This window comes from Edaphosphingomonas fennica (assembly GCF_003034225.1).
Lineage (GTDB): Bacteria > Pseudomonadota > Alphaproteobacteria > Sphingomonadales > Sphingomonadaceae > Sphingomonas_E > Sphingomonas_E fennica.
In genome coordinates this window covers 1-26,711 of sequence record NZ_PHHF01000080.1, presented here as the reverse complement: position 1 = coordinate 26,711, position 26,711 = coordinate 1, and the positions used below count along the sequence as shown (strand labels likewise).

Genomic DNA, 26,711 nt, shown 5'->3' with positions numbered 1-26,711 from the left:
TTAGTCGCGATGCTCGCGCACGCCAGCCAGAAGCATCGTCAAAATCCCCCAGGCGACGAGACCCAGCACGAATGTGGCCGCGATCGACCGCAGGCGGCGGGGCTCCAATGCCTCGTCGGGCAGATTCGGCTGCACGACACGATCCAGATAAACCTGTTTCCTGCGCGCTTCGTTCCGCGCCTGTTCAAGCGAGGCCATGGCGCCCGCCAACATCTGATCGGCAAAGCGACTGTCGAGCAACAAGCGCTGATAGCGTGCCGCAGCTCCCGCCAGCGATCCATTGTCACCTGCGATTTTGCCGGTTTCGACTGCCACCTCGCGCCGCAGGCCCTCAGCGCGACTTTCGAGGACCGCGATCTGAGGATTGTCTGGCGTGAATGCCCGAAGCTGACGCAACTGGGCACGTGTCGATATCAGCTCATCCTGCAGCTTGGACACGAGCTGCAACTGTAGCGACGCTTGCTGTTCCGGATCGACCAGCCCTTCCTTGTTCCGATATGCCGAAAGAGCGAAGGCGGCATTGCGGGCCTGGCGTTCGGCATCTTCCACCTCAGCGGTGGCGAAACGGATCAAATCCTGCCGACCGCGCTCATTAAGGCGATTGACCAGTGCCTCGCTGAGCTCCAGCAACCGGTTGTTGATATGATAGGCGTCTGCTGGCGCATATGCCCGAACCACCAAACCTGTGACAGCCGTGGTTGTATCATATTCGATCGAAACCTTGCCGCCATAATATCTGTAGAGCGCTTCGAAACTGCCATCGTAACCAACAGGATTGAATCTATCGAAGATATTGACCTTATGATGCCTATATATATTTTTGATATAATCATTCTTGTTCAGCTCGCGGAGCGCATCGCGCGACGCCGCATAGGTCTGGACAGCATGAACCTCGCTGCTGGCCGTCGAGAACCCGGAAGAGATAGTTGCAGACTTGAGAAGCGCGCTCAGTCCGACGGATTCCGATTTACCTGCGCTGCGAACGACAAACCTAGACTCAGATATATATACGTCCGACGCGAGAAAGCCGAAATAGACAATAGAGAGCAATGTCGGAACGATAACTGTAAGCAGAAAAAGCCGATCAACGCTCTTAATACGATTAATCAAATCAACCACCATATTAAAAGCGCATGTTCATCAGTATTTTCGGCAACATCGTACACCTTGATCCGATAGCGATGATTTCCATTGGAATCCGCCCCTGCCCCGTCCGCACGTCGACGCCCGTCATAGCCGTCAGATTGCCCGGTGCACCGCTGGAAGGAGCTTGGCAATGGCAGGCTCCTTATGTTTCCATCGGTCTTCGGTCAGCAACCGCTCAATAATCGACGAAACGAGCGTATCCGTCGCCGACTTGCTGGCGAGACCACCGCGCACGAGACAGCGATCATGCAGCACGCGACGGAAGGCATCGTAAATTTCCGGATCAGGAGGCTGCGGTTTTGTCCAGAACTGATCGAGTGGGCCCTGATGGGTGATGCCGGCGATATCGTAAATGGCGCGTCCCAGCACGATCACCGGCGTACCCGCGGCAAGCGCCATCGTGGCGGAGGTGCTGTTGGCACAGATCATGCCTCGGGATCCGGCCGAGAGCATGCCGAGATCGCCGCCGTCGATATGCAGGATCCGATCGTCCACCCCGAAAGCCCTGGCGCGGCGGCGCAGATATTTCTTCCAGTCGAGAAAGCCCGAATAGAGGGGATGCTCTTTAACCAGCAACCGGCTTCCTGCGGGCGCATGCCGCACGAAACTTTCGATCACATAGTCCACCGCCGTCTGCATATCGGCAAAGGGCGAATGGGCGCGAATCTGATAATCGGAGCTTAGCTGAAGCGGGAACAGGAAATAATCCGTGCCGGCGATGCGCTGAAGCGCCCCTTCCGCGTCCCGGGCACGGCGATGGCGGCGGAAATATTTGCGCACCCATCCGAAGCCTTCAACGATGATCGAACCCGGACGATGCGCCCGATAATAAGGAAAACGCAGCTGGCCGGTCACGACATGATGATAATAGCGGTAGGAATCGCGGACGCGACGCCGGAAGCTGGCCGTGATCGGCGGAAGCGACGGCAAGGGAGGCAAGGTGCGCGCTTCGGCGAGGAACCATTCCGCATCGCGCGAGAGCGTGGAGTGACCGTTCACGCCGTCCCGCTCCAGCGTCATCCAGTCCGGCCGGATATAGCCTTCCTCCAGTACATGGGTGGGAATGTTGCGGAGCTTGGCCATGCCATGCGCAGCCCGATGCATCGGCCGGCAGTCCCCGAACAGCAGCACATCGGTGATGCGGTGATCACGCAAGAAGCGATCGAAGAACAGCGGCCATTCGGCATGAGCACCTCGATAATCCGTGGCCGGGCCAGGCCAGTCGCCGCGATCCCCGCCGTTGAGGTTGATGCGATGCACCTCCCAGCCGCGAGCGGCCATTTCCTCGCCCAGCATAAAGAATAGCGGCCCGGGAGGGCCCTGGAGGAAGACGAAGCGCCGTTGCCGGCCGAGCGGAGTGATCATCGTGTTCCCCGCCCTTCTGTCCACCGCCGCATCACCCTTCCCTGAAGGCGCCGCATGCCCACTATCCAGGGATTTCCGAAATCGATGTTGCCCGCAAGATGCCGAACCAGAATTTCAGGCGGACAGGGCAATCGAGTCACCGGATCAAGATAGCGCGGATAAAGCAGGAGCACTGCCGCGACAAGTTCGTCAATAGTCCGCGGCACGCCTCTTCGGGACGGCACAATTCCGAGGTCTGTCGTCAAGCCCCAGCCGGCATAGAAGGGCACACCGTGCGTCGTTACCGCCTTACCACGGAGCAATGCCTCAAAGCCTGCCAATGACGTGAGGACATGGACACCATCGACCATCGCGAGCAGCGCCGAAATCGGAACGTCCCGCACAACCCTGTCGGCATGGGCCAGCGCATCGCGATCCTGCACATGGCCCTTGCGATGCCCCGCTTCGACATCGGGATGGGGCTTATAGAGGATGAAGGCATCCGGTTCGTGGAGGCGTACGCGACGCAGGAGGTCGAGATTGCCCCCCACATCGCCACCACCGCACTGAACGGAGCGATCATCCTCCACCTGGCCGGTCACAAGGATGTGGCGTCGCTCGCCGCCGGGGCGATCCAACGCACCGCCGCCCGCGCCATATTTGCCAATGCCGGATTCGACGATCCGGGACCGGAGACGCGCGGCCCGCTCCAGTAGCGCTGGCGGGAAACCTCCCGCTCGCAGCATGTTCTCCAATTCGGTCGGGCCGGCGGGATCGAAATGGGCGCCCAGGGCATCGACGACGATAGAAAGCGGCGGCACGCAATCCGCCCCGAGACCGGCGGACCGGATGAAGCCATCCTCCACATCCCGCGCGACCAGCCCGGCCCGGTCCATTTCCTCGATCAGGGAGGGTGATGCCTTTGATCGCCACAAGGCCACGGCGCTTCCCGCCGGCAGCCGCCGCAGCATCGCGGGATCGGACACGAACGGGATGTCGCCGCCGCCCCAGAGAAGGGGCGCCACCGCAGCCCGTTTCCAGAAAGCGAATCCGACCGCCGCCCGCAGCGGGCGATTAGCATCGATCAGCCGGCGCCAGAAAGCGAGAAGCTCGATCGCTTCGACCAGCGGGATATCATCGCCCGTAAAAGGGTTGCGATAGGCGAAACCAGCGATGAGGTGGGTGGAGACGGCATCTTCAAGATCACCTGACGCTTGCGCGGTTCCGAGTGCTCCGAAACGCCCCTCCCCGAAGCAGACGACCTGTCGACCGGCCATACGCGCCAACAAGGCAAGTTCGTCGCCCGCATCGCACCATAGCATATCCGCCTGATCGAACAGGTACCATGGATCGCTGGCGTCATCGATCTTGGGAATATCGGCGGCAATGGTTGAACGGGCTGCCCTCATCGGCCCGTTGAGCCAGATGGCAGCCTCATGTTGCAGCCCCATGTCCTTGACCCGCGCGAGCATCAGGCGCACCTGGGCGACGGTGGCGGGCCTCAGCAGGAGCGACCGGCCGGCCAATGCCGGCTGCGCGCCCCAGAAGCAGCCGCCCACACGGCCAGCACGTACGGCCTCGATACACGATTGCGCCATATCGTCGGAATGCGAGGGAGCCGCCGCCCGATCAACCACCGGCACAGCAAGCGGCAAGGTCCGCGCGCCCGGAAAGGGCGGTATGCACAACAGGGCCGGCGCAGCGGAACCCGCCGGAAGATTCCGCCATGCTCTAATGCCCGACATCGCCTATCGTCACCTGCGGAACGAGCCATGACGGCCGATTGCAAGCCGTCCGCAATCCTTTTGGAAGCAAGAACGATGTTGGACGGAGCCGGTTGCGTCGTCTGGCATCGAAACGGCGTCAGGCAATGCCCCGCTCCATCAGAACGGCCTCAATAGGCTGGAGATCGGTGGGATTGTTAAGTTCGATCACGTCCCACGCGGGGGAAGGGGCTCGCACGACATGGACCGGAATGCCATGCGTAAGGAAACGAAGCTGCTCCAGTCCCTCAAGAACCTCCAATTCACAGGGACCGAGCACAGCATAGCGACGCAACGCCGCACGACGATAGGCATAGAGGCCGAGATGAAGCCAGACCGGCGGATCGCCTTCTTCCTCCGATCCGGGCAGGATGTGGGGCAGAACGCGCTTGGAGAAATAGAGCGCACGACTGTCGACGCCCAAGACGACGGTCGTGCCCCCGCTGCGTCCGGCCGTCTGATCCGAGATGAGGTGACGATAGGCACTTGCCGAACAACGCACGGCCACCGTCGCCACCTCGCAGGCGGGATCTGCACGCATATGGTCGAGCAGCGCTTCCACTAGATCGGGCGGGGTCAGCAGAGCATCGCCCTGGAAATTGACGAGGACGTCGATGTCGTCGGCCAGTTCGCTGGCTGCCTCAGCCAACCTTTCCGTCCCGTTCGCGCAAGCCGGCGAGGTCATTATCACATCGACATCCAGCGCGCGCACGGCTTCCGCGATGCGAGAATCGTCGGTCGCCACATACAGGCTGTCGACTCCCGCCACCTGTCGCGCGGCATCGATGCTGCGGGCGATCAACGGACGCGCCGCGCCCGATGCGCCACGAACAGGGGCGAGCGGCTTGCCCGGATAACGCGTGGACGCATAGCGCGCCGGAATGACGATCGCGGCGCGGCAATGCACGCCAACCCCCTGAGCCACGCGCCGCCTCAGACGGCCATCGCCAGGTCATGGATATGAACGAGCCCGATCGGCTTGCGCGGCCGAGCCGGATCCATGACGAAGACGACCGTGATCTTGGCATCCTTCATCAACTCTAGCACGCTTTCGATCAGCGTTCCGCTGAGGACGACATAGGGGTCGCTCGTCATGATATCGCCGGCGACAGCCGTGAGAACACGGTCGAAGGCACGCCGCACATCGCCGTCGGTGACGATGCCGATCAAATCGCCTTCCGCATCAACCACCCCGGCGACACCCTTGCCGGTCGACGTCATCTCGAAGACGAGGTCACGCATACTGGTTTCGGGCGTTACCAGGGGAAGCTGCGCATCCCGGCGCAGAAGCTGGTCGACCAGCTGATTGCGCCAGCCGATCGCGCCGCCGGGATGCCATTGCACAAGATCGGCGCGGGTGACGCCTCGTGCCTGCATCGCCGCGATCGCGAGGGCATCGCCCAAGGCGAGCATCATCGTCGTCGTCGTCGTCGGTGCGATCTGTTCCGGACAGGCCTCACGGACAAGCGGAAGCCGGATGCGGATACCGGCCTGCCACATCAGCGGCGAATCGGCCTTGGATGCCACGCCGATGATGGGAATCCCCAGCCGCTTCGCATAAAGAATGATCGGCCGCAGTTCCGCGCTGGCGCCGGAATTCGAAAGAATCAGCAGCGCATCCCCGGAACATAGCATGCCCAGGTCGCCATGCGCAGCCTCGCCGGCATGGACAAAGAAGGCCGGCGTTCCCGTAGCGGAAAAGGTCGCCGCGATCTTACGGCCGATGTGACCCGACTTTCCGACACCGGTCACGACGATGCGGCCTTGTGTGGCGACGATCTGCTCGACAGCCTCCTCAAAGCTGTCCCCCAAATGCTCACCCAATTGCAGCAGCGCCTGCGCTTCCTGCCAGATGACCGACCGGCCTGTCGCCAAACGCGTCGTCGCATCGGCCAACGCCGTTGATTTCACCAAGCGCGTCAACTCACCCCTCGCACCCAAGCACCCCATGGCCGCCCGACCGATGCTCCCCGACGCATCAGCCCACCATCCAATACACCCGTTCACTGCTTGCGAAAAAGCCGTTCTATCGAAATCCATAGGGCATAATGCTTCAACTCGTCGCAAGCAGCTGAAGGATAGCCCCGGTTATCACGAGGAATTTGCCCCTGCCAATTATTTTCCTGTGCATCGCAAAAACTCTTTCGTCCCCAATATTGGGGCCGGACGATGGTTGAAGATGGCATCGCGGCATGGGCGGCGAAACGCCGAACCTTCCTGACGCACCCGGTTGTCCTTCACCCCACCCGATACGGCACCACGTCCCGCACGTCGGGGTCGACCTGGATGGCGCGGTCGGAGGGGGGGAAGGCGCGCTGGTCGCAATCGGGGCGGGGGCAGAGGCGGCAGGATATGCCGATCGGCGTGGCGGCGGCGGCGCGCGCGGTGTCGAGGCCGTCGGCATAGATGAACTCGGCGGCGTGATCGGCCTCGCAGCCCAGCGCCACGGCGTAGCGGCGGGGCGAGCGGGCATAGCTGCCCGACGGCTTCACCAGCCCCTTGGCCATCTGGACATAGCGCACGCCATCGGGCGTCTCGGCGAGCTGGACGAGGATGCGGTCCGGGATCGCCACCGCCTCGTGCACGATCCACAAGGGGCAGGCGCCGCCGAAACGGGCGAATTGCAGGCGGGTGGCGGAATGGCGCTTGGTGATGTTGCCGGCCATGTCCACCCGGCAGAAGAAGAAGGGGATGCCGCGCGCGCCGGCGCGCTGCAAAGTGGACAGCCGGTGGCAGGCCTGTTCGAAGCTGACGCCGAAGCGCTGGCACAGCCGGTCGATATCGTGGCGGAGCGCGCGCGCCGTCTCGCGGAAGCGGGCATAGGGCATCAGCAGCGCGCCGGCAGCATAATTGGCGAGGCCGACCGAAAGCAATGTCTTCGCCTCGCCGGTGCGGAGATCGGTCGCCCCGGCGACGGCGGCGATGGCATCGCGGAATTCGAGCAGGGCGAGCTGGTGGGCCAGCGCGAACCGCCGGGTTTCGGGCGGGAGGGCGCGGCCGAGGGTGAGGAGGCCGCGCGCGCGATCGAAGCGCCGCATCGCCGCCGCCTCATCGCCGGAGGACAGGACGTCGACGCCGTGGCGCTGCTTCAGGATATGGGCGATCAGCCCCTCGCCCAGCGGCTGGGCGTCCAGCTCCTGCGCCAGCCCCTCGGCCGCGCGATCGATGCTGTCGACATAATTGCCGGCGAGGTGGAACCAGTCGCGCACCTCCTCCCACGGCAACCGCCCGCCCCGCGCGGTGCCCGCGCCGATCGCCTCGTCCGCCATCTGGAGCCGTTCCTCCGCGCGGCGCCAGGCGGCGTGGAGGCGCAGGAAGCGATCGGCGAGGTCGGGCTGCTGCTCCACCGCGCGGTGGAGCGCATCGGGCGGGCCGAGATCGGCGAACAGCGGATCGGCCATCGCCTCGCGCATCGCCACCTGGCGCGTGCCCGCGGCATCGGCCTGCTCCGTCCAGTCCAGCGGGAAGATGCGGGCCAGCGCATCGGCCACCGGCCGCGTCACCGGGCGGTCATCATTTTCCAGCTGGGAGAGATAGCTCACCGAAATGCCGAGCCGTTCGGCCATCGCCGCCTGCCCCAGCCCGTGCCGCCGGCGGAGGCCGCGCAGCTCGCCCCCGGCGAACAGGCGCGCGCGGAGAGGCCGCCTTTCCGCTGCGTCCGCCATGCGCGCCCTCCTCCTCTTTCGCCGGCATTTGCAAAATCCGGCTTCGCAATTTCGCAAATTCACATTTGCCATGGCGCGCCAAGCTTGGAAAGGGAAGCCTCGAAAGCCCATTCGAACGAAGCGAGGAACGATGCTGGCGATTTTGCAGAAGCTCGAGGAGAAGCGCGCCGCCGCGCGGATGGGCGGCGGCCAGGCGCGGATCGACGCGCAGCACAAGAAGGGCCGGCTGACCGCGCGCGAACGGATCGAGGTGCTGCTGGACGAGGGGTCGTTCGAGGAAGTCGACACCTATGTCGAGCATAATTGCGTCGATTTCGGCATGGCCGACCAGAAGATCCCCGGCGACGGCGTCGTCACCGGATCGGGCACGATCAACGGCCGCCTCGTCTTCGTGTTCAGCCAGGATTTCACCGTGTTCGGCGGATCGCTTTCCGAACGGCACGCGCAGAAGATCTGCAAGATCATGGATATGGCGCTGAAGGTCGGCGCGCCGGTGATCGGCCTTAACGATTCGGGCGGCGCCCGCATCCAGGAAGGCGTCGCCTCGCTGGGCGGCTATGCCGAGGTGTTCCAGAGGAACGTGCTGGCTTCCGGCGTGGTGCCGCAGATCAGCGTCATCATGGGGCCGTGCGCGGGTGGCGCCGTCTATTCCCCGGCGATGACCGACTTCATCTTCATGGTGAAGGATTCGTCCTACATGTTCGTCACCGGGCCGGACGTGGTGAAGACCGTGACCAACGAGGTGGTGACGCAGGAGGAACTGGGCGGCGCCGTCACCCACACCGCCAAGTCGGGCGTTGCCGACGTCGCGTTCGATAATGATATCGAGGCGCTGCTCGCCACCCGCGACTTCTTCGATTTCCTGCCGCTGTCCAATCGCGAGCATGTGCCGGTGCGGCCGAGCGACGACCCCTGGGACCGGATCGAGGAGAGCCTGGACACGCTGATCCCGGACAGCGCCAACAAGCCCTATGACATGAAGGAGCTGATCGCGAAGGTCGTCGACGAGGGCGACTTCTTCGAGGTCCAGCCCACCCATGCCGCCAACATCATCACCGGTTTCGGCCGGATCGAGGGCCGCACCGTGGGCATCGTCGCCAACCAGCCGATGGTGCTGGCGGGCTGCCTGGACATCAATTCCTCGAAGAAGGCCGGCCGCTTCGTCCGCTTCTGCGACGCCTTCGACATCCCGATCGTCACCTTCGTCGACGTGCCCGGCTTCCTGCCCGGCACCGCGCAGGAGCATAACGGCATCATTAAGCACGGCGCCAAGCTGCTGTTCGCTTATGCCGAGGCGACCGTGCCGAAGATCACCGTCATCACCCGCAAGGCCTATGGCGGCGCCTATGACGTCATGTCGTCCAAGCATCTGCGCGGCGATTATAATTATGCCTGGCCCACCGCCGAAATCGCGGTGATGGGCGCCAAGGGCGCGGTGGAGATCATCTTCCGCAAGGATATCGGCGAGCCCGAGAAGATCGCCCAGCGCACCAAGGAATATGAGGACCAGTTCGCCAACCCCTTCGTGGCCGCGAGCAAGGGCTTCATCGACGAGGTGATCATGCCGCATTCGACGCGGCGGCGGATCGCGCTGGGCCTCCGCAAGCTCCGCAACAAGAGCCTCGAAAATCCCTGGAAGAAGCACGACAATATTCCGCTGTGACGGCCGTCGAGCCGTCATCCTGACCAAAGTCGGGATGACGGGCGGCTCGACGACCGGCCATTCTCCCTGTCGCGGGAGATGCCGGCCTTCGCTGGCATGACGATTGAAGGATCGGAAGTGATGAAACTCGGCCGTTTGAACCATGTCGGCGTCGCCACGCCGTCGATCGAGGCGGCGATCGCCTATTGGCGCGACGTGATGGGTGCCGTGAAGATTCACGAGCCGTTCGACATGCCGAGCCAGGGCGTGAAGGTGTGCTTCGTCGACACGCCGGGCGAGAACGGCACCGCCGGCACCCAGATCGAGCTGATCGAGCCGCTGGGCGCCGACAGCCCGATCCACGGCTTCCTCGCCAAGAACCCGGCCGGCGGCCAGCACCATATGTGCTACGAGGTGCCGGACATCCACGCCGCGCGCGCGGAATTCCTGGCGATGGGCAAGAAGGTGCTGGGCGAACCCCGCATCGGCGCGCACGGCACGCTCATCTTCTTCGTCCACCCCAGGGACATGGGCGGGGTGCTGACCGAGATCATGGAAACGCCGAAGGGCGACGGCACGCATTGAGATGAATATATCCGCTTATCCTGAGGAAAGGCTGAGCGGTTCGGGGAGCAGCACATGACCTACGCCACCATCCGCTACGACCTGGCCGACAAGGTCGCGACGATCACCCTCGACCGGCCCGACCGGCTGAACGCGATCTCGCTCAAGCTGTTCGAGGAGGTATCGGACGCGCTGGACAAGGCGCTGGCCGAAGGCGCGCGCGCCATCCTGCTGACCGGCGAGGGCCGGGCCTTCTGCTCGGGTGCGGACCTGCAGGATGCGGGCGGCCTGCCGGAGGACCCGGGCGAGCTGCTCGACAGCCATTATAATCCGCTGGCGGAAAAGTTCGCGAGCCTGCCGATCCCGGTGGTGACGGCGGTCAACGGCCTCGCCGCCGGCGCCGGCTGCTCGGTGGCCTTGTGGGGCGATTATGTGCTGGCGGCGCGATCGGCCTATTTCCTGCTGGCCTTCGTCAATATCGGCCTCGTCCCCGATGCCGGCGCGACCTGGCTGGTGGCCCGCGCCGTCGGCCGCGCCCGCGCGCTGGAGATGATGCTGCTGGGCGAGCGCGTGCCCGCCGAGAAGGCCGAGGCCTGGGGCCTGATCAACCGCGCGGTGGACGACGAGGCGCTGCTGGGCGAGGCCCGCGCCGTCGCCACCCGCCTCGCCAACGGGCCGACCAAGGCGATCAGCCTGATCCGCAACAGCGTGCGCCGCGCGCTGGGCGAGGACCTGACCGACGTGCTGGCCCGCGAACGGGCGGACCAGAAGACGGCCGGCCAGTCCGCCGATTTCAAGGAGGGCGTCGCCGCCTTCCTCGAAAAGCGCCCGGCCCGATATGAAGGCAAGTGAGATGACCGACAGCAAGCCGACCCTGGCCGACTGGCAGGCCGCCGCCGCCAAGGAAGTGAAGGGCAAGGACCTCATCTGGGCGACGCCCGAGGGGATCGACGTCAAGCCGCTCTACACGGCCGAGGACGTGGCCGGAATCGACCCCGGCCTGCCCGGCTTCGCGCCCTTCACCCGCGGCGTGCGCGCATCCATGTATGCCGGCCGGCCGTGGACGATCCGCCAATATGCGGGCTTTTCCACCGCCGAGGAATCCAACGCCTTCTACCACCGCAACCTGAAGGCCGGGCAGAAGGGCCTGTCCGTCGCCTTCGATCTTGCCACCCACCGCGGCTATGACAGCGATCATCCGCGCGTGACGGGCGATGTCGGCAAGGCGGGCGTCGCGATCGATTCGGTCGAGGACATGAAGATCCTGTTCGACGGCATTCCGCTCGATCAGATGTCCGTTTCGATGACGATGAACGGCGCGGTGATCCCGATCCTCGCCTTCTTCATCGTCGCGGGCGAGGAGCAGGGCGTGCCGCAGGCCCAGCTCGACGGGACCATCCAGAACGACATCCTCAAGGAGTTCATGGTCCGCAACACCTATATCTACCCACCCGAGCCATCGATGCGGATCATCTCGGACATCTTCGCCTATACGTCGGCGAACATGCCCAAATTCAACAGCATATCCATCTCCGGCTACCATATGCAGGAAGCCGGGGCGACGCAGGTGCAGGAGCTGGCCTTCACCATCGCCGACGGCATGGAATATGTGAAATATGGCGTGGCCTCCGGCCTCGACATCGACAAGTTCGCCGGCCGTCTCAGCTTCTTCTTCGCGATCGGCATGAACTTCTTCATGGAGATCGCCAAGCTGCGCGCCGCGCGCGTGCTGTGGCACCGGGTGATGACGAAGCTGGGCGCGAAGGACGAACGGTCCAAGATGCTGCGCACCCATTGCCAGACGTCGGGCGTCTCGCTGACCGAGCAGGACCCCTATAACAACGTGATGCGCACGACGATCGAGGCGATGGCGGCGATGCTGGGCGGCACCCAGTCGCTCCACACCAACGCGCTCGACGAGGCGATCGCGCTGCCCACCGATTTCTCCGCCCGGATCGCGCGCAACACCCAGATCGTGATCCAGGAAGAGACGGGGATGACCAAGGTGGTCGATCCGCTCGGCGGCTCTTATTATGTCGAGGCGCTGACCCAGGAGCTGGTCGACCGCGCGTGGGAGATCATCGAGCGCGTCGATGCCGAGGGCGGCATGGCCAAGGCGGTCGCCGCCGGCTGGCCCAAGGCGATGATCGAGGAAGCCGCCGCCGCCAAGGCCGCGCGGATCGACCGCAAGGAAGAGATCATCGTCGGCGTCAACAAATACCGGCTGGCCGACGAGGAGCCGATCGACATCCTCGAGGTGGACAATCACGCGGTGCGCGAGGCGCAGATCGCCCGCATCAACCGCGTGAAGGCCGCCCGCGACGAAGCCGCCGCCCAGGCCGCGCTGGATGCGCTGCGCAAGGGTGCCGCGGCCAAGGAGAATCTGCTGGCGCTGGCGGTGGAGGCCGCGCGCAAGCGGGCGACGCTGGGCGAGATTTCCGCCGCGATGGAGGATGTGTTCGGCCGCTACGGCACCAGCCCGACGCCGGTGAAGGGCGTCTATGGCGGGGCCTATGGCGACGATGCGCGCTGGGCGCAGCTGGTGGACGGCGTGGCCGCCGTCGGCCGCCGCAAGGGGCGCCGCCCGCGCATGCTGGTCGCCAAGATGGGCCAGGACGGGCATGATCGCGGCGCCAATCTCGTCTCCTCGGCCTTCGGCGACCTCGGTTTCGAGGTGGTCGCGGGGCCGCTGTTCCAGACGCCCCAGGAAGCCGCCGACCTCGCCATCAAGTCCGACGTGGACGTGGTGGGCGCCTCCAGCCTCGCGGCCGGGCACAAGACGCTGATCCCCGAGCTGATCGGCCTCCTCAGGCAGGCAGGCCGGTCGGACATCAAGGTCGTCGCCGGCGGCGTCATCCCGGCGCAGGACTATCAGTTCCTCCGCGACGCGGGCGTGCAGGGCATTTTCGGCCCCGGCACCAACCTGGTCGACGCGGCGGGCGAGGTGCTGCGCCTGCTGGGCCACAACATCCCGCCCGAGGGCATAGAGGAAGCCGCCGAATGACCGCGCACCGGCCCGAGACGCTGGCGATCCACGCCGGAACCGCGCCCGATCCCACCACCAAGGCGCGGATCACGCCGATCTACCAGACCAGTTCCTACGTGTTCGACGATGTCGATCACGCGGCGGGGCTGTTCAACCTGGAGGTCGCCGGCAACATCTATACCCGGCTGATGAACCCCACCAACGGCGCGCTGGAAGGCAAGATCGCCGCGCTGGAGGGGGGCGCCGCCGCGCTCGCCACCGCATCGGGCCATGCCGCGCAGTTCCTGGCCTTCCACACGCTGATGGAACCGGGCTGCCAAATCGTCGCGGCCAAGCGGCTCTATGGCGGCTCGCTCAACCAGATCGGCCACAGCTTCCGCAAGATGGACTGGCATGCGAGCTTCGTCGATGCCGACGATCCCGCCAATGTCGCCGCCGCCATCACGCCGCAGACGCGCGCGGTGTTCATCGAGAGCCTCGCCAATCCCGGCGGCGTGGTGCAGGATATCGCCGCCATCGCCGATGTGGCCCATGCCGCGGGCGTGCCGCTGATCGTCGACAACACCATGGCGACGCCGCTGCTCTGCCGCCCGATCGATCATGGCGCCGACATCGTCGTCCATTCGGTAACGAAATTCCTGAACGGCCACGGCAATTCGCTGGGCGGCGTGATCGTCGACGCCGGCCGGTTCGACTGGGCGGCATCGGGCAACTATCCCTATCTCAGCCAGCCCAACCCGTCCTATCACGGCAAGGTCTTCACCGAGGCGTTCGGCAACGTCGCCTTCATCCTGGCGTGCCGGGCGCTGGGCCTGCGCGATCTCGGCCCCGCCATGGCGCCGATGAACGCCTTCCTGACGCTGACCGGCATGGAGACGCTGGCGCTGCGCATGGAGCGCCACTGCGCCAACGCGCTGGCGCTCGCCACCTGGCTGAAGGCGCATCCCAAGGTGGACTGGGTGTCCTATGCGGGCCTCGCCGACGATCCCTATCACCCGCTGGCCCAGCGCTATCTGGGCGGCAAGGGCGGCGCGGTGTTCACCTTTGGCCTCAAGGGCGGCTATGAGGCGGGCGTCAAGCTCGTCTCGGCGGTGAAGCTGTTCAGCCATCTGGCGAACATCGGCGATACGCGTTCGCTCATCATCCACCCCAGCTCCACCACCCACCGGCAACTGGCGGTGGCGGACCAGGAGCAGGCGGGTGCGGGGCCGAACGTGGTGCGCGTCTCCGTCGGGATCGAGCATATCGACGACATCATCGCCGACATGGCGCAGGCGTTGGAGGCCGCATGACCGATTACCGTACCGACTGGACGCGCGAGGAAATCGCCGACCTGTTCGACCTTCCCTTCATGGACCTCGTGTTCCGCGCCGCCGAGGTGCATCGCGCCCACCACGACGCCAATGCCGTCCAGCTTTCGACGCTCCTGTCGATCAAGACCGGCGGCTGCGTGGAGGATTGCGGCTATTGCAGCCAGTCCGCCCATCATGAGACGGGCCTGAAGGCAAGCAAGCTGATGGACCCGCGCGCCGTGCTGCAGGCGGCCGCGCAGGCCAAGGATCACGGTTCCTCCCGCTTCTGCATGGGCGCCGCCTGGCGCGAGCCCAAGGACCGCGACATGCCCGCCATCATCGAGATGGTGAAGGGCGTCCGCGCGATGGGCATGGAAACCTGCATGACGCTGGGCATGCTGACCGAGAAGCAGGCCCGGCAGCTCGCCGAGGCCGGCCTCGATTATTACAACCACAATATCGATACCTCGCCGGAAAACTACGCGAACGTCATCTCGACGCGCAGCTTCCAGGATCGCATCGACACGCTCGATCATGTCCGGTCGGCGGGCATCAACGTCTGCTGCGGCGGCATCGTCGGCATGGGCGAAAAGCGCGAGGACCGGGTGGGCTTCCTCCACGCGCTGGCGACGATGGAACATCCCGAAAGCGTGCCGATCAACGCGCTCGTGCCGGTGAAGGGAACGGTGCTGGGCGACATGCTGGCCGATACCCCGCTGGCGAAGATCGACGAGATCGAGTTCGTCCGCACCGTCGCCGTCGCCCGCATCGCCATGCCGCGATCGATGGTGCGCCTGTCCGCCGGCCGCGAGAGCATGTCGGAAAGCACGCAGGCACTCTGCTTCCTCGCCGGCGCCAATTCGATCTTCACCGGCGACAAGCTGCTGACCGCGCCCAATGCCGGCGACGACAGCGACGCGGCCCTGTTCGCCAGGCTGGGCATCCGCGCCATGGATGCCGAGGCACCGCGCGTGGCGGTCGCCGCCGAATGATCGCGGCGGCCTTTCTGCTGCTGGCGGCACAGGCCACGGCTTCGCCATCCCCGGCGAAGCCCGCGCCCGCGCCGTCGCCGGTGGAAAAGCTGAAGACGATCGACAGCGCCATGGCGATCGAGACCTTCAAGGCGACCTGCTGGGCGGGTTTCCGCGACCCGGAGATATTCCACGCCGCCATCGCCATGGCGCCGGTGCCGCTGGCCCTCCAGCCGCGCGGCCCCGGCCAGCCGGGCGAAAGCTACAAGGCGGATGAGGCGCTGCTGACCTATCTGGCCGACGACCGGCTGCCCGCCAACATCCCGGCGCGCCAGTGCACCTTGCGCGTGCGGCTTTCGGGCGCCGCCGATCAGCTGGCGCTCGCCGCCCGCATCCAGCAGGCGCTGGCGCTCGGCCCCGGCCGGACGCGGACCAGCCCGGCCTCCTCGCAGACCGAATGGAACGTGGCGGGCGCCGGCGCCCGCACCACGCGCCTGTTCGCATCCACCCGCGCCGCGCCCGGCGGCACCACGGAGCTGCGGCTGGCCGCCCTGCTCCTCGCGTAGAAATAGACGGAGAGACGACGACCCCATGTTCAAGAAGATCCTGATCGCCAATCGCGGTGAAATCGCCTGCCGCGTGATCCGCACCGCCCGCGCGATGGGCATCAAGACGGTGGCCGTCTATTCCGACGCGGATGCCCGCGCCAAGCATGTCGAGCTGGCCGACGAGGCCGTCCGCCTCGGCCCGCCGCCGGCATCGGAAAGCTATCTGCTGGCCGACGCGATCATCGCCGCCTGCAAGCAGACCGGCGCCGAGGCGGTGCATCCGGGCTATGGCTTCCTGTCCGAACGCACCAGCTTCGCCGAGGCGCTGGAAGCGGCCGGCATCGCCTTCATCGGCCCGCCGCCGAACGCGATCGCCGCGATGGGCGACAAGATCGAATCGAAGAAGCTGGCCAAGCAGGCCGGCGTCAACGTCGTGCCCGGCTTCGTGGGCGAGATCACCTCCACCGACCATGCCGTCGAGATCGCGAACGGCATCGGCTATCCGGTGATGATGAAGGCGTCCGCCGGCGGCGGCGGCAAGGGCATGCGCCTCGCTTTCTCCGAAAAGGACGTGCGCGAGAATTTCGAAAGCGTGAAGCGCGAGGGCCTCGCCAGCTTCGGCGACGACCGCGTGTTCATCGAGAAGTTCATCGAAAGCCCGCGCCACATCGAGATCCAGGTGCTCGGCGACAAGCATGGCAACATCGTCTATCTGGGCGAGCGCGAATGTTCCGTCCAGCGCCGCCACCAGAAGGTGGTGGAGGAAGCGCCCTCCCCCTTCGTGACGCCGGAGATGCGCAAGGCGATGGGCGAGCAGGCCGTGGCCCTTGCCCGCGCCGTCGGCTATCATTCGGCCGGCACGGTGGAGCTGATCGTTTCCGGCGCCGACACCACCGGCCAGGGATTCTACTTCCTGGAGATGAACACCCGCCTGCAGGTGGAACATCCCGTCACCGAATATGTGACCGGGCTGGACCTGGTCGAGCAGATGATCCGCGTCGCTTATGGCGAGAAGCTGGCCTTCACCCAGGACGACGTGAAGCTCACCGGCTGGGCGATCGAGAACCGCGTCTATGCCGAGGATCCCTATCGCGGCTTCCTGCCGTCCACCGGCCGCCTCGTCCGCTATCGCCCGCCGGCGGCGTCGGAGAATGTGCGCATCGACGACGGCGTGACCGAAGGCGCCGAGATATCGATGTTCTACGATCCGATGATCGCCAAGCTGATCACCTATGGCGACACGCGCGAGGCGGCGATCGACCGGCAGATCGACGCGCTCGACCGGTTCGAGATCGACGGCATCGGCCATAATGTCGATTTCCTGTCGGCGCTGATGCAGCATCCGCGCTTCCGCGAAGGGCGGCTGACCACGGGCTTCATCGCCGAGGAATATCCCGAAGGCTTCACCGGCGCGCCGACCGGCGAGGGGCTGACCGCGCGGCTCGCCGCCGTGGCGGCGCTGATCGCCACCGAGGATGCCACCCGCGCGCACGCGATCGACGGCCAGCTCAACGGGCGGACGCCCGCCCCCACCCGCTGGGTGGTGAAGCTGGACGGCGCCGAGCATCAGGTGGAAGTGGCCGGCGACGCGGTGACGGTGGACGGCACGGCCGTGGTGGTCGACGCCCCCTATATTCCCGGCCAGCGGCTGGTGGAGGCGATCGTCGACGGCGAGGAGCTGGCCATCCGGGTGGAACGCCGCCGCACCGGCGCCTGGCGCTTCACCACGCGCGGCGCCAGCCATGCGCTGTCGGTGCTGCCGCCGCGCATCGCCGATCTTTCGCACCATATGATCGAGAAGGTGCCGCCGGATCTTTCCCGCTTCCTGCTCTGCCCGATGCCGGGCCTGATCACCGCCATCCATGTGAAGGCGGGCGATCGTGTCGAGGCCGGCCAGCCGCTCGCGGTGGTGGAGGCGATGAAGATGGAGAATATCCTGCGCGCCGAAAAGGCGGCCACGGTGGCACGCGTCGCCGCCGCGCCGGGCGAGAGCCTGGCGGTTGACGCGGTGATCCTCGAGTTCGAATAAGCCGCCCGGCCGCCCGCCCCGATGGTCCGGGGCGGGCGGGAGGGATGAAAGGATTTCCATGCTGTCGCGCCTGTTCGCGCCGCTGGCCCCGGTCTGGTCGCCGCTGGGGCGGCTCGGCTGGCTGCGCGCCTGCCTGGGCGCGCTGATCGGTATCCTCGTCACCGGCACGGTCTGCCGGCTGTGGCTGGGGGCGGATTCGGCGCTGCCGATCCTGATCGCGCCGATGGGCGCATCGGCCGTATTGCTGTTCGCGGTGCCGGCCAGCCCGCTCGCCCAGCCATGGTCGGTGATCGGCGGCAACGTTATCTCCGCGCTCATGGGCGTGGCGGCGGCCAGGCTGCTGCACGATCCGGTGCCGGCGGCGGGCCTGGGCGTGGCCGCCGCGATCGGGGCGATGAGCCTCGCCCGCTGCCTCCACCCACCCGGCGGCGCGGTGGCGTTGACGGCGGTGATCGGCGGCCCGGCCATCTGGGCGGCCGGATGGTCGTTCGCGCTGGTGCCGGTGGGCCTCAATTCCGCGATCCTGCTGGCGATCGCCTGGGCCTTCAACAACGCCACCCGCCACCGCTACCCCCATCGCGTGGCGCCGCCTTCGCGCAATACCCACGGCACCGCCGATCCGCCGCCGCAGGAGCGCGTGGGCTATACCGCCGCCGATATCGATGTCGTGCTCGCCCGCTATGACGAGCTGCTGGACGTGAGCCGCGACGATCTCGACGCGCTGTTCCGCCAGGTCGAGGCGCAGGCGCACCGCCGGCTCCATGGCGAGATCGTCTGCGGGCGCATCATGTCCCGAGACGTGGTGCAGGCGCGGCCCGGCGAAGGCGTGGGCCAGGCGCGCGACCGGCTGCTGGAACGGCGGCTGGCGGCGATGCCGGTGGTGGACGAGGACGGCCGCGTGACCGGCATCGTCGGCCATGCCGAGCTGCTCGCGGGCGCGGGCCGCACGGTAAGCGAGGTGATGGCGCGCGACCTGTGCCTCGTCGCCCCCGAAACCCCGATCGACGAGCTGCTGCCCGCGCTTTCCGGCGGGCTCCACCACATGGCGATCGTCGCCGACGGCGACGGCCGCCTGATCGGCCTCATCAGCCAGACCGACCTGCTCGCCGCCCTGTGGCGCGGCCATGTCGCGGAGCGGGTGGCCGGCGCGCTGGGCTGAAAGGGCGCGCGCGCCCGTCGCTACGGATTCGCCGTCAGGTCCAGGCGCCACGTCTCGCCCTGGACCGGCTCGCCGAACGCATGGTGGACCTCCGTTGCGATCCGTTCGAAGCCGTGGCGCGCATAAATGCGGCGCGCGGCATCGAGCACGGTGTGCGTCCAGAGCATGATTTCCGCATAGCCATTTTCCCGCGCGAAGCCGATGCACTGGCGCACCAGCGCGTCGCCGATGCCGCGCCGGCGGGCGAACGGCTCGACATGGAGCAGGCGGAGGCGCGCCGTGCCATTATCTTCGTCCGTCAGGAACACCGCGCCCGCCGTCACGCCTTCGATCTCGGCGATCCAGCACTGCTCGCGCCCCGGCTTGAAATTGCGGAGGAAGGCGGCGACCGTTTCCGCCTCCACCAGCTCGAGCCCGTGGCCCCAGCTATGGCTGGCGGCGTAGAGGATCGACTGGCGCGCGGCGATATGGCTGACATCGCCGGTCCGGAACGTCCGGATGCGGAAATCGGCGCCGGCATCGGGATCGAGCAGCAGCCGCGCCTTGGCGAGCGCCTGGACCAGATCGTCCCGCTCGACGGGATCGAGCCGGGCGAGATCCGCCGCGACCGCCGATCGCTGCCTTTCGTCCAGCATCTCGAACGCCGCGCGCCCCGATGATGTGAGGCGGATCGGCCGGGCGCGGGCATCGCCTTCCACCCGATCGCGCCTGATCCAGCCCCGATCCTCGAACCGGGCGACCATGCGGCTGAGATAGCCGCGATCGAGGTCCAGCGCGTCCTGCAGCCCGCTCGCCATCACCGGCTCGCGCATCGCGATCTCGAACAGCAATCGCGCTTCCGGCAAATTGACGTCCATATCGAGGAAGCGCGCGTCGATCGCGCCGACATGGCGGGTGAAGAAGCGGTTGAAGCCGCGGATCGTCTGGATGGCCTGTTCCATAGTTGACAGGGACAACATATAATGTTGCCTTAGTCAACTATATGCGGCGGGCACCCGGTCAGTGCATCGCCACCGGCGCCACCATGCCGTCACGCGAGGGCGCCCGGCCCCGCGTGCCGCTGGCGGCGAAGAGCAGGATGCCGGCATAGGCGATGGCGGGCAGCAGGAAGGTGGCGCCGATATTGCCAGTGGCGTCGGCGACATGGCCCGACATCCACGGCAGCAGCGCGCCGCCGACGATCGCCATGCACAGCAGGCCCGACACCGAGGCGTGCGACGCCTTCGACCGTTCGAAGGTGATGGTGAAGATCGTCGGGAACATGATCGAGTTGAACAGGCCGACGCCGAGCGCGGCATAAGCGGCGGCCGGGCCGCTGAGCAGGAAGGCGGCGGCGGTGAGGCCGGTCGCGGCCAGCGCGGCGATGGTGAGCAGGTAGCTCGCGCGGATGCGGGTGAGCAAGGCGCTGCCGATGAAGCGGCCGGCCAGCGCCCCGCCCCAATAGAACCAGGTGAGATAGAATTCGCCCGCCTCGCGCAGCGAGACGCCGAGCACGTCGGGCCGGTTGAGGAAGTTGATCATGACGCTGCCGATCGTCACTTCCGCGCCGACATAGAGGAAGATGGCGAGCGCGCCGAACAGCGCCCAGCCCGAACGCAGCGCCTGCAACGGCGATCCGCTTTCGACGGCGCTGTCGGTGGCGGCATCCTCGATCCGGCGGCGGAAGGCGAAGATCAGCACCGCCAGCGCCGCGATCGCCACCGCGATCAGCACGAAGGCATGGTCCACCACGCCCAGCGCGGTCGCGCGCGAAACGCCTTCGGCGACATGGCCGCCGGGCGCGAACACATCCTCGCTCAGCATGATGCGCGATCCGATGGCGGTGCCCAGCACCACGCCCAGCGAATTGAACGCCTGCGCGAAGGTGAGGCGGAAATGGCTGGTTTCGGCGGCCCCCATCGACGCCACCAGCGGGTTGGCCGCCACCTGCAGCGCGGTGATGCCGCTGGCCATCACGAACAGGGCGACCAGCACCATGGCATAGGTTTCGAAGCGGGAGGCGACCAGCACCAGCAGGCAGGCGCCCACCATCACCAGCAGCGCGGCGATGATGGTGCGGGCGTGGCCCAGCCGGGCGAGCAGGCCGGCGGCCGGCAGGGACATCACGAAATAGGCAAGGAAGAAGGCGAACTGGGTGAGCATGCCTTCGGCGACGTTGAGCGTGTAGATGCCGCGCAGCGCCGCGATCAGCGGATCGTTGTTCGAGGTGATGAAGCCCCACATGAAATAGAGGCACGTCACCACCACGAAGGCGGCCCGCGTGCCGCCATTTGCCTTGCCGGTCATCCTTCTTCCTCTCCGTCGGCCCGCTTGTTCGATCGGGGCCCGCCGCGTTAGATCACGCTTTGACCAACGTTATCAATCCCGATTTTTCGCGAAAATCGATCGAATCCGGGGAAGACGGAAAGATGGGGCGACGGGCACCCCCGCAGCGCGTTCAGCGCGGCGCGGGGCCGGTCGACTGGCGCGGGATCAGCGTGAAGGGGTGATCCACCACGTCGGGATAGGGGTTCTTCTCCAGCATCGCCAGCAGCGTGTCCGTGGCCGATCGGGCCATGTCGAACACCGGCTGGTGGATGGTGGTGATGCGCGGCCAGACAATGTTGGCGATGGCGCTGTCGTCGAAGCCGGCGATCGAAAGCTCGCCCGGCACGTCGATGCCCAGATCGTGCGCGGCCATGATCGCGCCGGCGGCCATGTCGTCATTCTGCGCGAAGATCGCGGTCGGCCGGTCCTTGCGCGCCAGCAGGCGGCGGGCCGCCTCGAACCCGCTTTCGAAGGTGAACATGCCCTGATCAATATCGTCGAGCCTGGGGGGCAGGTGCGCCGATGCCAGCGCGAGCGAGAAGCCCAGCAGCCGCGCCTCGCTGGACGGGTGGCTGGGATCGCCCTTGATCACGCCGATCCGCCGGTGGCCCAGCGATATCAGATATTCGGTCATCGCCCGTGCGGCGGCGACGTCGTCGGTGATGTTGCGCGGCTGGATCTCGGGCGATCGGGTGGGCGCGATCCGCACGAAGGGAAAGCGCGCCGCGCTCAGATGCTCGAGGATCGCGGGATGGTCCGATGCCGGCGGGGTCAGGATGATGCCGTCGAGCGCGGCGGAGCGGACGAAGGACAGGATATTGTCCGCCACCTGCGCCACCTGCTCCACCGGCAGCACGATGAGGCGATAACGCTCGCCGCGCAGCCGGTCGACAGCGCCGCGCTGCAGCTCCACCACATAATTGGGGCTGGGATTTTCGTAGAACAGGCCGAGCAGGTAGGACCGCCGCCCCACCAGCCCCTGCGCCACCACGTTCGGCTGGTAATTCAGCGCGGTGGCGGCCTTGACCACGCGGTCGCGCGTGTGCGGGCGAACGTTCGGCGCGTCATTGAAGACACGCGAAACGGTCTTGATCGAAACTTCCGCCTCTCGGGCGACATCGACGATTGTTGCGCGACGACCGGCATCCATGCGGCCCCCGCTAGCATGACCGGAGGAACATGGGTAGTAGATGATAACGTTGGTCATCCGCGGAAGGTTGCGGGCCGCCGATCACGCGCCCTCGGGCCGCCGACCGGCTTGTCCCGCCCGCCCCCGGATATGGCCGCAGGGGACAAGAAGCATCCGGGGGCGGCGGCATCCCGGAACCGTGGGGGACGGTATGGCGATGGAGGGGCTCCGCAAGGGCCGGATCGGGATGGCGGCCGCACCGGCAATCGTCGGCGCGAAGCCGCTGGATTCGCGGCAATGCCTCCCCGCCTTGGCCGGCTGCTTGTCCCGCGCGGGGCGGGCGGCGGCAGGCCCTATGTCCCGTCCCCGCGCAAAGCCATCGCCCGCCGGCGCCGGGGCCTTGCGGCGCCCGGCCCGGCAGCGGCCTCCGCGCCGCGCCGCCATTTCATGACAACGCTGGAATATCCGATCGAACCATGCCCGGCGGCGATGGATCGCCCGGCAACCGACAGGGGGGAATAGCAGCCACATGCACACGGCCATGAGCACGACCGAAATCTTCCTGATCGCGATGCTGATCATCTTCACTGTGCCCTATCTGGTCTGGCGGATCGGCCGGACCGATCATTATGCGCCGCTCGTCGTGGTGCAGATCGTCGGCGGCATCCTGCTGGGGCCGGGCATATTGGGCGCGGCCTTCCCCGAATATTACCGCTTCGTCTTCAATCCCCAGGTGGTGACGGCGCTGAACGGCATCGCCTGGTGGGCGGTGATGATGTTCGTCTGGGTGGCGGGCATCGAGCTGGACCTGCGCGAAACCTGGCGGCGGCGGCGCGAAACCGGGGTCACGGCCGGTCTCGCCCTTGCCGTGCCGTTGCTGTTCGGCAGCCTGGCGGCGATGCTGATGCTGCGCTTCGATGGCTGGGCCGGGCCAAACGGCCAGCCCTGGCAGGTGATCCTGGGCATCGGCATGGCCTGCGCGGTCACGGCGCTGCCCATCCTCGTCCTGCTGATGGAGAAGCTGGACATCCTGCGCCAGCCGATCGGCCAGCGGATCCTGCGCTATGCCAGCATGGACGATGTGGCGATCTGGGGCGTGCTCGCCTGCATCCTGCTCGACTGGGACCGGATGGGCCGCCAGCTCGGCTTCCTCGCGGGCTTCGCGATCGCCGCCTTCGCCATCCGCAGGATCATGACGCGCATCCCCGCGTCGGACCGCTGGTATGTCGGGCTGATCTGGCTCGCCGCCTGCGGCTTCGCCGCGGACTGGGCGGGCCTGCACTTCATGGTGGGCGCCTTCCTTTCGGGCGCGGTGATCGATGCCGACTGGTTCGACCAGAAGCAGATGGACGAGTTCCGCGGCAACATCCTGCTCGCGGTGATGCCGGTCTTCTTCCTCAGCACGGGCCTGCGCACCAACTGGGACGTGGGCGGGCTGGCCGTGTTCGGCGCCGCCGCGCTGCTGCTGGTGGCGGCGGTTGCCGGCAAGCTCGCCGGCATCCACCTCGCCGGCCGCCTGCTCGGCTGGGAGAAGGGGGAGGCATCGATCGTCGGCTGGCTGTTGCAGACCAAGGCGCTGATCATGATCATCTTCGCCAACATCCTGCTCGACAAGCAGATCATCACCAACGAGACCTTCACCGCCCTGCTGCTGATGGCGGTGGGCAGCACGATGCTGACCATCCCGGTGGTGAAGCCCCGGCTGGCGCGGCTGGCGCACCTCCGCGACAAGAAGGGCTGACGGACAGGCGCCGCTCCGCCGGGGAGCGGCGTCGCCATCTCAAGCTGGCAGGGGAAGGCGGGAAGGGCCGGCTGCTCCTTCAGCGGAGCCGCCTGCCCTGTTCCTCATTTCGAATGGTGCGGTCGAGAAGACTCGAACTTCCACGGCCTTTCGGCCACAACGACCTCAACGTTGCGCGTCTACCAGTTCCGCCACGACCGCACATCGAGAAGGGCCCCGAGAGCGGGGCGCTGGCAGGCGCGTGCCTCTAGCAAAGCAATACGGGGGTGGCAACGGGCGAAATCGCTTTTCTGCACGGAATCTGCCACGCCTCAATTCTTGAGCCAGAGGGGCAGCCCGGCGACCACCAGCGCAACCCTGTCGGTGGCGGCGGCAACGGCCTGGTTGAGCCAGCCCGCCCGATCGCGGAACGCCCGGCCCAGCGGGGTTTCCGGAACGATGCCGAAGCCCACCTCATTGCTCACCAGCACCAGCCGGGCGGCCGGGCAGGCCCCGATCGCCGCCACCAGCGCGCGCGCCTCGGCATCCAGATCCGCGCCGGCCAGCATGCGGTTGGAAAGCCAGAGCGTCAGGCAATCGACCAGCATCGTCGCGCCGGGATCGACCCCCGCGATCGCCGCCGCCAGATCGTGCGGCGCCTCCCGCGTCGTCCAGCGCGGACCCCGATCGGCCTGGTGGCGGGCGATGCGATCGGCCATCTCGCCATCCAGCGCCTCGGCGGTGGCGACATAGACGAGCGGCCCCGATTCGGCCTCCGCCAGCGCCTGGGCAAAGCGGCTCTTGCCCGATCGCGCGCCCCCGATCACCAGCGTCGAAACCCGCATGCCACGCCCCTTTTCCCGTCCTTCCGGCGAGGCCGCCATGCCCCGCGCACGCGCGCCGCGCAACATCGCTCCGCCGGGGTTGCAGAAGCCGAAAGCCTCGTCTATCAGGCGCCCTCCCGCGCCGTGGCGCAGGGTTCCCGGCACGCCAACCACGTGCACAAATGACGGGAAAACGCGCCATCGCGATGGTGTGGACAGGTGGCCGAGTGGTTAAAGGCAGCAGACTGTAAATCTGCCCGCGTGAGCGTACGCTGGTTCGAATCCAGCCCTGTCCACCACCGGCTCCTAAGTCCTTGAAGGGCTTAGAAAACATTGAAAGATAAGGACATTTCACCGGTCGTCTGTTACATCCGTAACAGTATGGAACAGCCCATGTCCTATCTCTCCAAGCGCGGTGCGACCTACTATTTCCGCAGGGTCATTCCCGATGAGTTGCAGCCCGTCATAGGTCGGCGGGAGTTCATGGTTTCCCTTCGGACCAAGGACAAGGAGGAAGCCAAGCGGCTCATCCCTCATCACGTCATTGCCAGCGACAAGAGGTTGCAGGAGGCGCGGCAGGCTCTGGCAGCGGCATCCGTCCCCAAGCCGAAAGCCTATGTGCCCAGCCGTGCGGAAGTCGAGCAAGAGGAAGCGCAGGCCGAGCATGATGCACAGGCCGAGGCAGAGCTAGAGGCGCTTGAGCCGATCATGGAGGCCATTGAGGCGGGGACGGTGCCCGATGCCCCTGCCGTTGATCTCGTCCGCGCTGGGCAGCTTCTAGCACGCCATGAGCGGCAGATGGCTGCGATCCAGCTAGAGGAACAGGCCAACGCCCGGATTGCCCGCTATGCCCCCAAGGCCGAAGCTGTGGAAAACTCACAGATGCCGAAGGCGGGAGCCGCCCCGGTCCTCCTTGCGCCCGGCATCTTCGATCAGTGGAAGGCCGAAGGGAACAAGCGCGCCAAGACTATCGCCATGGTGGAGAAAACCGCCGAATGGTTCCATGCCCGTGTCGGCAAGCTGCCGGTGCAGGACATCACCAAGGCCCATGTCCTTGACTTCAAGAACAAGCTGATTGCCGAAGGGCAGTCCGTCGCCAACATCAATGTTCGGCTGTCGCATATCAGCCTGTTGCTGGGCTGGGCTGCCCGGAATGCGATAGTGCCCGACAACGTGGCGAAGGGGACGGCGATCCCTGATCCGCAGGCGAAGAAGAAGCGGCGCAAGCCGTTCGATCTTGCTGCGCTCAAGGCGATCTTTGGTGGCCCGGTTCATGCGAAGGGCGACAGGCCCGAGGGCGGGAAGGGCGAGGCAGCATACTGGTTGCCCGTGCTGGCGCTCTACACCGGGGCGCGGGTTCGGGAGCTTGCTCAGCTACGGCGCAGCGATGTTCGGGAAATGGAATACCCCGATGCCGAAGGCGAAATGCACAAGGGATGGTTCCTCAACATCACGGAGGATGAGGACGACGAGGGCCTTGCCAACGCGATCAAGAATGACGGGAGCGAACGCCTTGTGCCGGTGCATCCGAAACTGATCGAACTAGGGTCGGGACCCATAAACAGGATTCCCTTGGCGTCGGGAATGTGATTCATATGTGGACGCCCCCTTGGCAAGGGCAT

General features: G+C 66.3%; 21 protein-coding genes and 2 tRNA genes. 12 read left to right on the top strand and 11 right to left on the bottom strand.

Going from position 1 to position 26,711, the window contains the following annotated elements:
- The 6 genes from CV103_RS20220 to CV103_RS20195 form a co-directional block, all read right to left on the bottom strand.
- Complete coding sequence (locus CV103_RS20220) at positions 1–1,122, bottom strand: KpsE/RkpR family capsule polysaccharide export protein (RefSeq protein WP_107395993.1); 1,122 nt, start codon at positions 1,120–1,122, stop codon at positions 1–3.
- A gap of 117 nt (positions 1,123–1,239) precedes the next feature.
- A complete protein-coding gene (locus tag CV103_RS20215; RefSeq protein ID WP_107395992.1) occupies positions 1,240–2,511 on the bottom strand; it encodes a capsule biosynthesis protein in 1,272 nt (423 codons plus the stop codon).
- A complete protein-coding gene (locus tag CV103_RS20210) occupies positions 2,508–4,145 on the bottom strand; it encodes a capsular polysaccharide export protein, LipB/KpsS family (RefSeq protein ID WP_245896983.1) in 1,638 nt (545 codons plus the stop codon). The genes CV103_RS20215 and CV103_RS20210 overlap by 4 nt, the downstream gene beginning before the upstream one ends.
- A gap of 208 nt (positions 4,146–4,353) precedes the next feature.
- Positions 4,354–5,178, bottom strand: coding sequence for a 3-deoxy-manno-octulosonate cytidylyltransferase (locus tag CV103_RS20205; RefSeq protein ID WP_245896982.1), 825 nt, complete (start codon positions 5,176–5,178; stop codon positions 4,354–4,356).
- 8 nt (positions 5,179–5,186) lie between these two features.
- Entirely contained in the window at positions 5,187–6,176 is a 990-nt protein-coding gene (locus CV103_RS20200; RefSeq protein WP_245896981.1) for a KpsF/GutQ family sugar-phosphate isomerase, read from the bottom strand.
- 314 nt (positions 6,177–6,490) lie between these two features.
- Positions 6,491–7,918, bottom strand: coding sequence for a helix-turn-helix domain-containing protein (locus CV103_RS20195; RefSeq protein WP_107395988.1), 1,428 nt, complete (start codon positions 7,916–7,918; stop codon positions 6,491–6,493).
- Positions 7,919–8,048: 130 nt separating this feature from the next.
- Between CV103_RS20195 and CV103_RS20190 the strand changes: the two genes are divergently transcribed.
- The 9 genes from CV103_RS20190 (at position 8,049) to CV103_RS20150 (ending at position 19,109) form a co-directional block, all read left to right on the top strand.
- Positions 8,049–9,581 (top strand): acyl-CoA carboxylase subunit beta, encoded by a 1,533-nt coding sequence (locus CV103_RS20190; RefSeq protein WP_107395987.1) that lies wholly within the window; start codon positions 8,049–8,051, stop codon positions 9,579–9,581.
- A gap of 120 nt (positions 9,582–9,701) precedes the next feature.
- Positions 9,702–10,145: a methylmalonyl-CoA epimerase gene (mce, locus tag CV103_RS20185; protein ID WP_070935347.1), complete on the top strand. Its 444-nt coding sequence runs from the start codon at positions 9,702–9,704 to the stop codon at positions 10,143–10,145.
- Positions 10,146–10,199: 54 nt separating this feature from the next.
- Positions 10,200–10,976 carry an enoyl-CoA hydratase-related protein gene (locus CV103_RS20180; protein ID WP_107395986.1) on the top strand — a complete coding sequence of 259 codons (777 nt, stop codon included), beginning with the start codon at positions 10,200–10,202 and terminating at the stop codon, positions 10,974–10,976.
- Between the two features lies 1 nt (position 10,977).
- On the top strand, positions 10,978–13,128 hold the full coding sequence (gene scpA, locus CV103_RS20175) for a methylmalonyl-CoA mutase (RefSeq protein WP_107395985.1): 2,151 nt from the start codon (positions 10,978–10,980) through the stop codon (positions 13,126–13,128).
- On the top strand, positions 13,125–14,402 hold the full coding sequence (locus CV103_RS20170) for an O-acetylhomoserine aminocarboxypropyltransferase (RefSeq protein WP_107395984.1): 1,278 nt from the start codon (positions 13,125–13,127) through the stop codon (positions 14,400–14,402). Before scpA ends, CV103_RS20170 begins: the two co-directional genes overlap by 4 nt.
- Positions 14,399–15,394 (top strand): biotin synthase BioB, encoded by a 996-nt coding sequence (gene bioB, locus CV103_RS20165; RefSeq protein ID WP_070931844.1) that lies wholly within the window; start codon positions 14,399–14,401, stop codon positions 15,392–15,394. The genes CV103_RS20170 and bioB overlap by 4 nt, the downstream gene beginning before the upstream one ends.
- On the top strand, positions 15,391–15,939 hold the full coding sequence (locus CV103_RS20160; protein WP_107395983.1) for a hypothetical protein: 549 nt from the start codon (positions 15,391–15,393) through the stop codon (positions 15,937–15,939). The genes bioB and CV103_RS20160 overlap by 4 nt, the downstream gene beginning before the upstream one ends.
- Positions 15,940–15,964: 25 nt before the next feature.
- Entirely contained in the window at positions 15,965–17,950 is a 1,986-nt protein-coding gene (locus tag CV103_RS20155) for an acetyl-CoA carboxylase biotin carboxylase subunit (protein WP_107395982.1), read from the top strand.
- A gap of 58 nt (positions 17,951–18,008) precedes the next feature.
- On the top strand, positions 18,009–19,109 hold the full coding sequence (locus CV103_RS20150; protein ID WP_107395981.1) for an HPP family protein: 1,101 nt from the start codon (positions 18,009–18,011) through the stop codon (positions 19,107–19,109).
- Between the two features lie 20 nt (positions 19,110–19,129).
- On the opposite strand, the gene CV103_RS20145 is transcribed toward CV103_RS20150, so the two are convergent.
- From CV103_RS20145 to CV103_RS20135, 3 genes are all read right to left on the bottom strand, one after another.
- Positions 19,130–20,050: a bifunctional helix-turn-helix transcriptional regulator/GNAT family N-acetyltransferase gene (locus CV103_RS20145; protein WP_107395980.1), complete on the bottom strand. Its 921-nt coding sequence runs from the start codon at positions 20,048–20,050 to the stop codon at positions 19,130–19,132.
- 58 nt (positions 20,051–20,108) lie between these two features.
- A complete protein-coding gene (locus tag CV103_RS20140; protein ID WP_107395979.1) occupies positions 20,109–21,395 on the bottom strand; it encodes an MFS transporter in 1,287 nt (428 codons plus the stop codon).
- A gap of 151 nt (positions 21,396–21,546) precedes the next feature.
- A complete protein-coding gene (locus CV103_RS20135; RefSeq protein ID WP_015458907.1) occupies positions 21,547–22,566 on the bottom strand; it encodes a LacI family DNA-binding transcriptional regulator in 1,020 nt (339 codons plus the stop codon).
- A gap of 520 nt (positions 22,567–23,086) precedes the next feature.
- Between CV103_RS20135 and CV103_RS20125 the strand changes: the two genes are divergently transcribed.
- Positions 23,087–24,286 carry a cation:proton antiporter gene (locus CV103_RS20125; protein ID WP_245896980.1) on the top strand — a complete coding sequence of 400 codons (1,200 nt, stop codon included), beginning with the start codon at positions 23,087–23,089 and terminating at the stop codon, positions 24,284–24,286.
- Positions 24,287–24,400: 114 nt separating this feature from the next.
- On the opposite strand, the gene CV103_RS20120 is transcribed toward CV103_RS20125, so the two are convergent.
- Together CV103_RS20120 and cobU are read right to left on the bottom strand one after the other, a co-directional pair.
- Positions 24,401–24,487, bottom strand: a tRNA-Leu gene (locus CV103_RS20120).
- 110 nt (positions 24,488–24,597) lie between these two features.
- Entirely contained in the window at positions 24,598–25,110 is a 513-nt protein-coding gene (gene cobU / locus CV103_RS20115) for a bifunctional adenosylcobinamide kinase/adenosylcobinamide-phosphate guanylyltransferase (RefSeq protein WP_107396003.1), read from the bottom strand.
- Positions 25,111–25,302: 192 nt separating this feature from the next.
- On the opposite strand from cobU, the gene CV103_RS20110 reads away from it, so the two are divergent.
- Both CV103_RS20110 and CV103_RS20105 read left to right on the top strand, forming a co-directional pair.
- A tRNA-Tyr gene (locus CV103_RS20110) sits at positions 25,303–25,388 on the top strand.
- A gap of 94 nt (positions 25,389–25,482) precedes the next feature.
- On the top strand, positions 25,483–26,679 hold the full coding sequence (locus tag CV103_RS20105) for a DUF6538 domain-containing protein (RefSeq protein WP_146163462.1): 1,197 nt from the start codon (positions 25,483–25,485) through the stop codon (positions 26,677–26,679).
- Positions 26,680–26,711 lie beyond the last annotated feature (32 nt).

What these genes read in the sequence shown, in the direction of transcription:
- CV103_RS20160 (WP_107395983.1), top strand. Translation starts at nt 15,391, where the DNA reads ATGATCGCGGCGGCCTTTCTGCTGCTGGCGGCACAGGCCACGGCTTCG.
- CV103_RS20135 (WP_015458907.1), bottom strand. Translation starts at nt 22,566, where the DNA reads ATGGATGCCGGTCGTCGCGCAACAATCGTCGATGTCGCCCGAGAGGCG.
- CV103_RS20105 (WP_146163462.1), top strand. Translation starts at nt 25,483, where the DNA reads ATGTCCTATCTCTCCAAGCGCGGTGCGACCTACTATTTCCGCAGGGTC.
- mce (WP_070935347.1), top strand. Translation starts at nt 9,702, where the DNA reads ATGAAACTCGGCCGTTTGAACCATGTCGGCGTCGCCACGCCGTCGATC.
- CV103_RS20180 (WP_107395986.1), top strand. Translation starts at nt 10,200, where the DNA reads ATGACCTACGCCACCATCCGCTACGACCTGGCCGACAAGGTCGCGACG.
- CV103_RS20170 (WP_107395984.1), top strand. Translation starts at nt 13,125, where the DNA reads ATGACCGCGCACCGGCCCGAGACGCTGGCGATCCACGCCGGAACCGCG.
- bioB (WP_070931844.1), top strand. Translation starts at nt 14,399, where the DNA reads ATGACCGATTACCGTACCGACTGGACGCGCGAGGAAATCGCCGACCTG.
- CV103_RS20215 (WP_107395992.1), bottom strand. Translation starts at nt 2,511, where the DNA reads ATGATCACTCCGCTCGGCCGGCAACGGCGCTTCGTCTTCCTCCAGGGC.
- CV103_RS20195 (WP_107395988.1), bottom strand. Translation starts at nt 7,918, where the DNA reads ATGGCGGACGCAGCGGAAAGGCGGCCTCTCCGCGCGCGCCTGTTCGCC.
- CV103_RS20190 (WP_107395987.1), top strand. Translation starts at nt 8,049, where the DNA reads ATGCTGGCGATTTTGCAGAAGCTCGAGGAGAAGCGCGCCGCCGCGCGG.
- CV103_RS20150 (WP_107395981.1), top strand. Translation starts at nt 18,009, where the DNA reads ATGCTGTCGCGCCTGTTCGCGCCGCTGGCCCCGGTCTGGTCGCCGCTG.
- CV103_RS20140 (WP_107395979.1), bottom strand. Translation starts at nt 21,395, where the DNA reads ATGACCGGCAAGGCAAATGGCGGCACGCGGGCCGCCTTCGTGGTGGTG.
- CV103_RS20125 (WP_245896980.1), top strand. Translation starts at nt 23,087, where the DNA reads ATGAGCACGACCGAAATCTTCCTGATCGCGATGCTGATCATCTTCACT.
- CV103_RS20220 (WP_107395993.1), bottom strand. Translation starts at nt 1,122, where the DNA reads ATGGTGGTTGATTTGATTAATCGTATTAAGAGCGTTGATCGGCTTTTT.
- cobU (WP_107396003.1), bottom strand. Translation starts at nt 25,110, where the DNA reads ATGCGGGTTTCGACGCTGGTGATCGGGGGCGCGCGATCGGGCAAGAGC.
- CV103_RS20155 (WP_107395982.1), top strand. Translation starts at nt 15,965, where the DNA reads ATGTTCAAGAAGATCCTGATCGCCAATCGCGGTGAAATCGCCTGCCGC.
- CV103_RS20145 (WP_107395980.1), bottom strand. Translation starts at nt 20,050, where the DNA reads ATGGAACAGGCCATCCAGACGATCCGCGGCTTCAACCGCTTCTTCACC.
- scpA (WP_107395985.1), top strand. Translation starts at nt 10,978, where the DNA reads ATGACCGACAGCAAGCCGACCCTGGCCGACTGGCAGGCCGCCGCCGCC.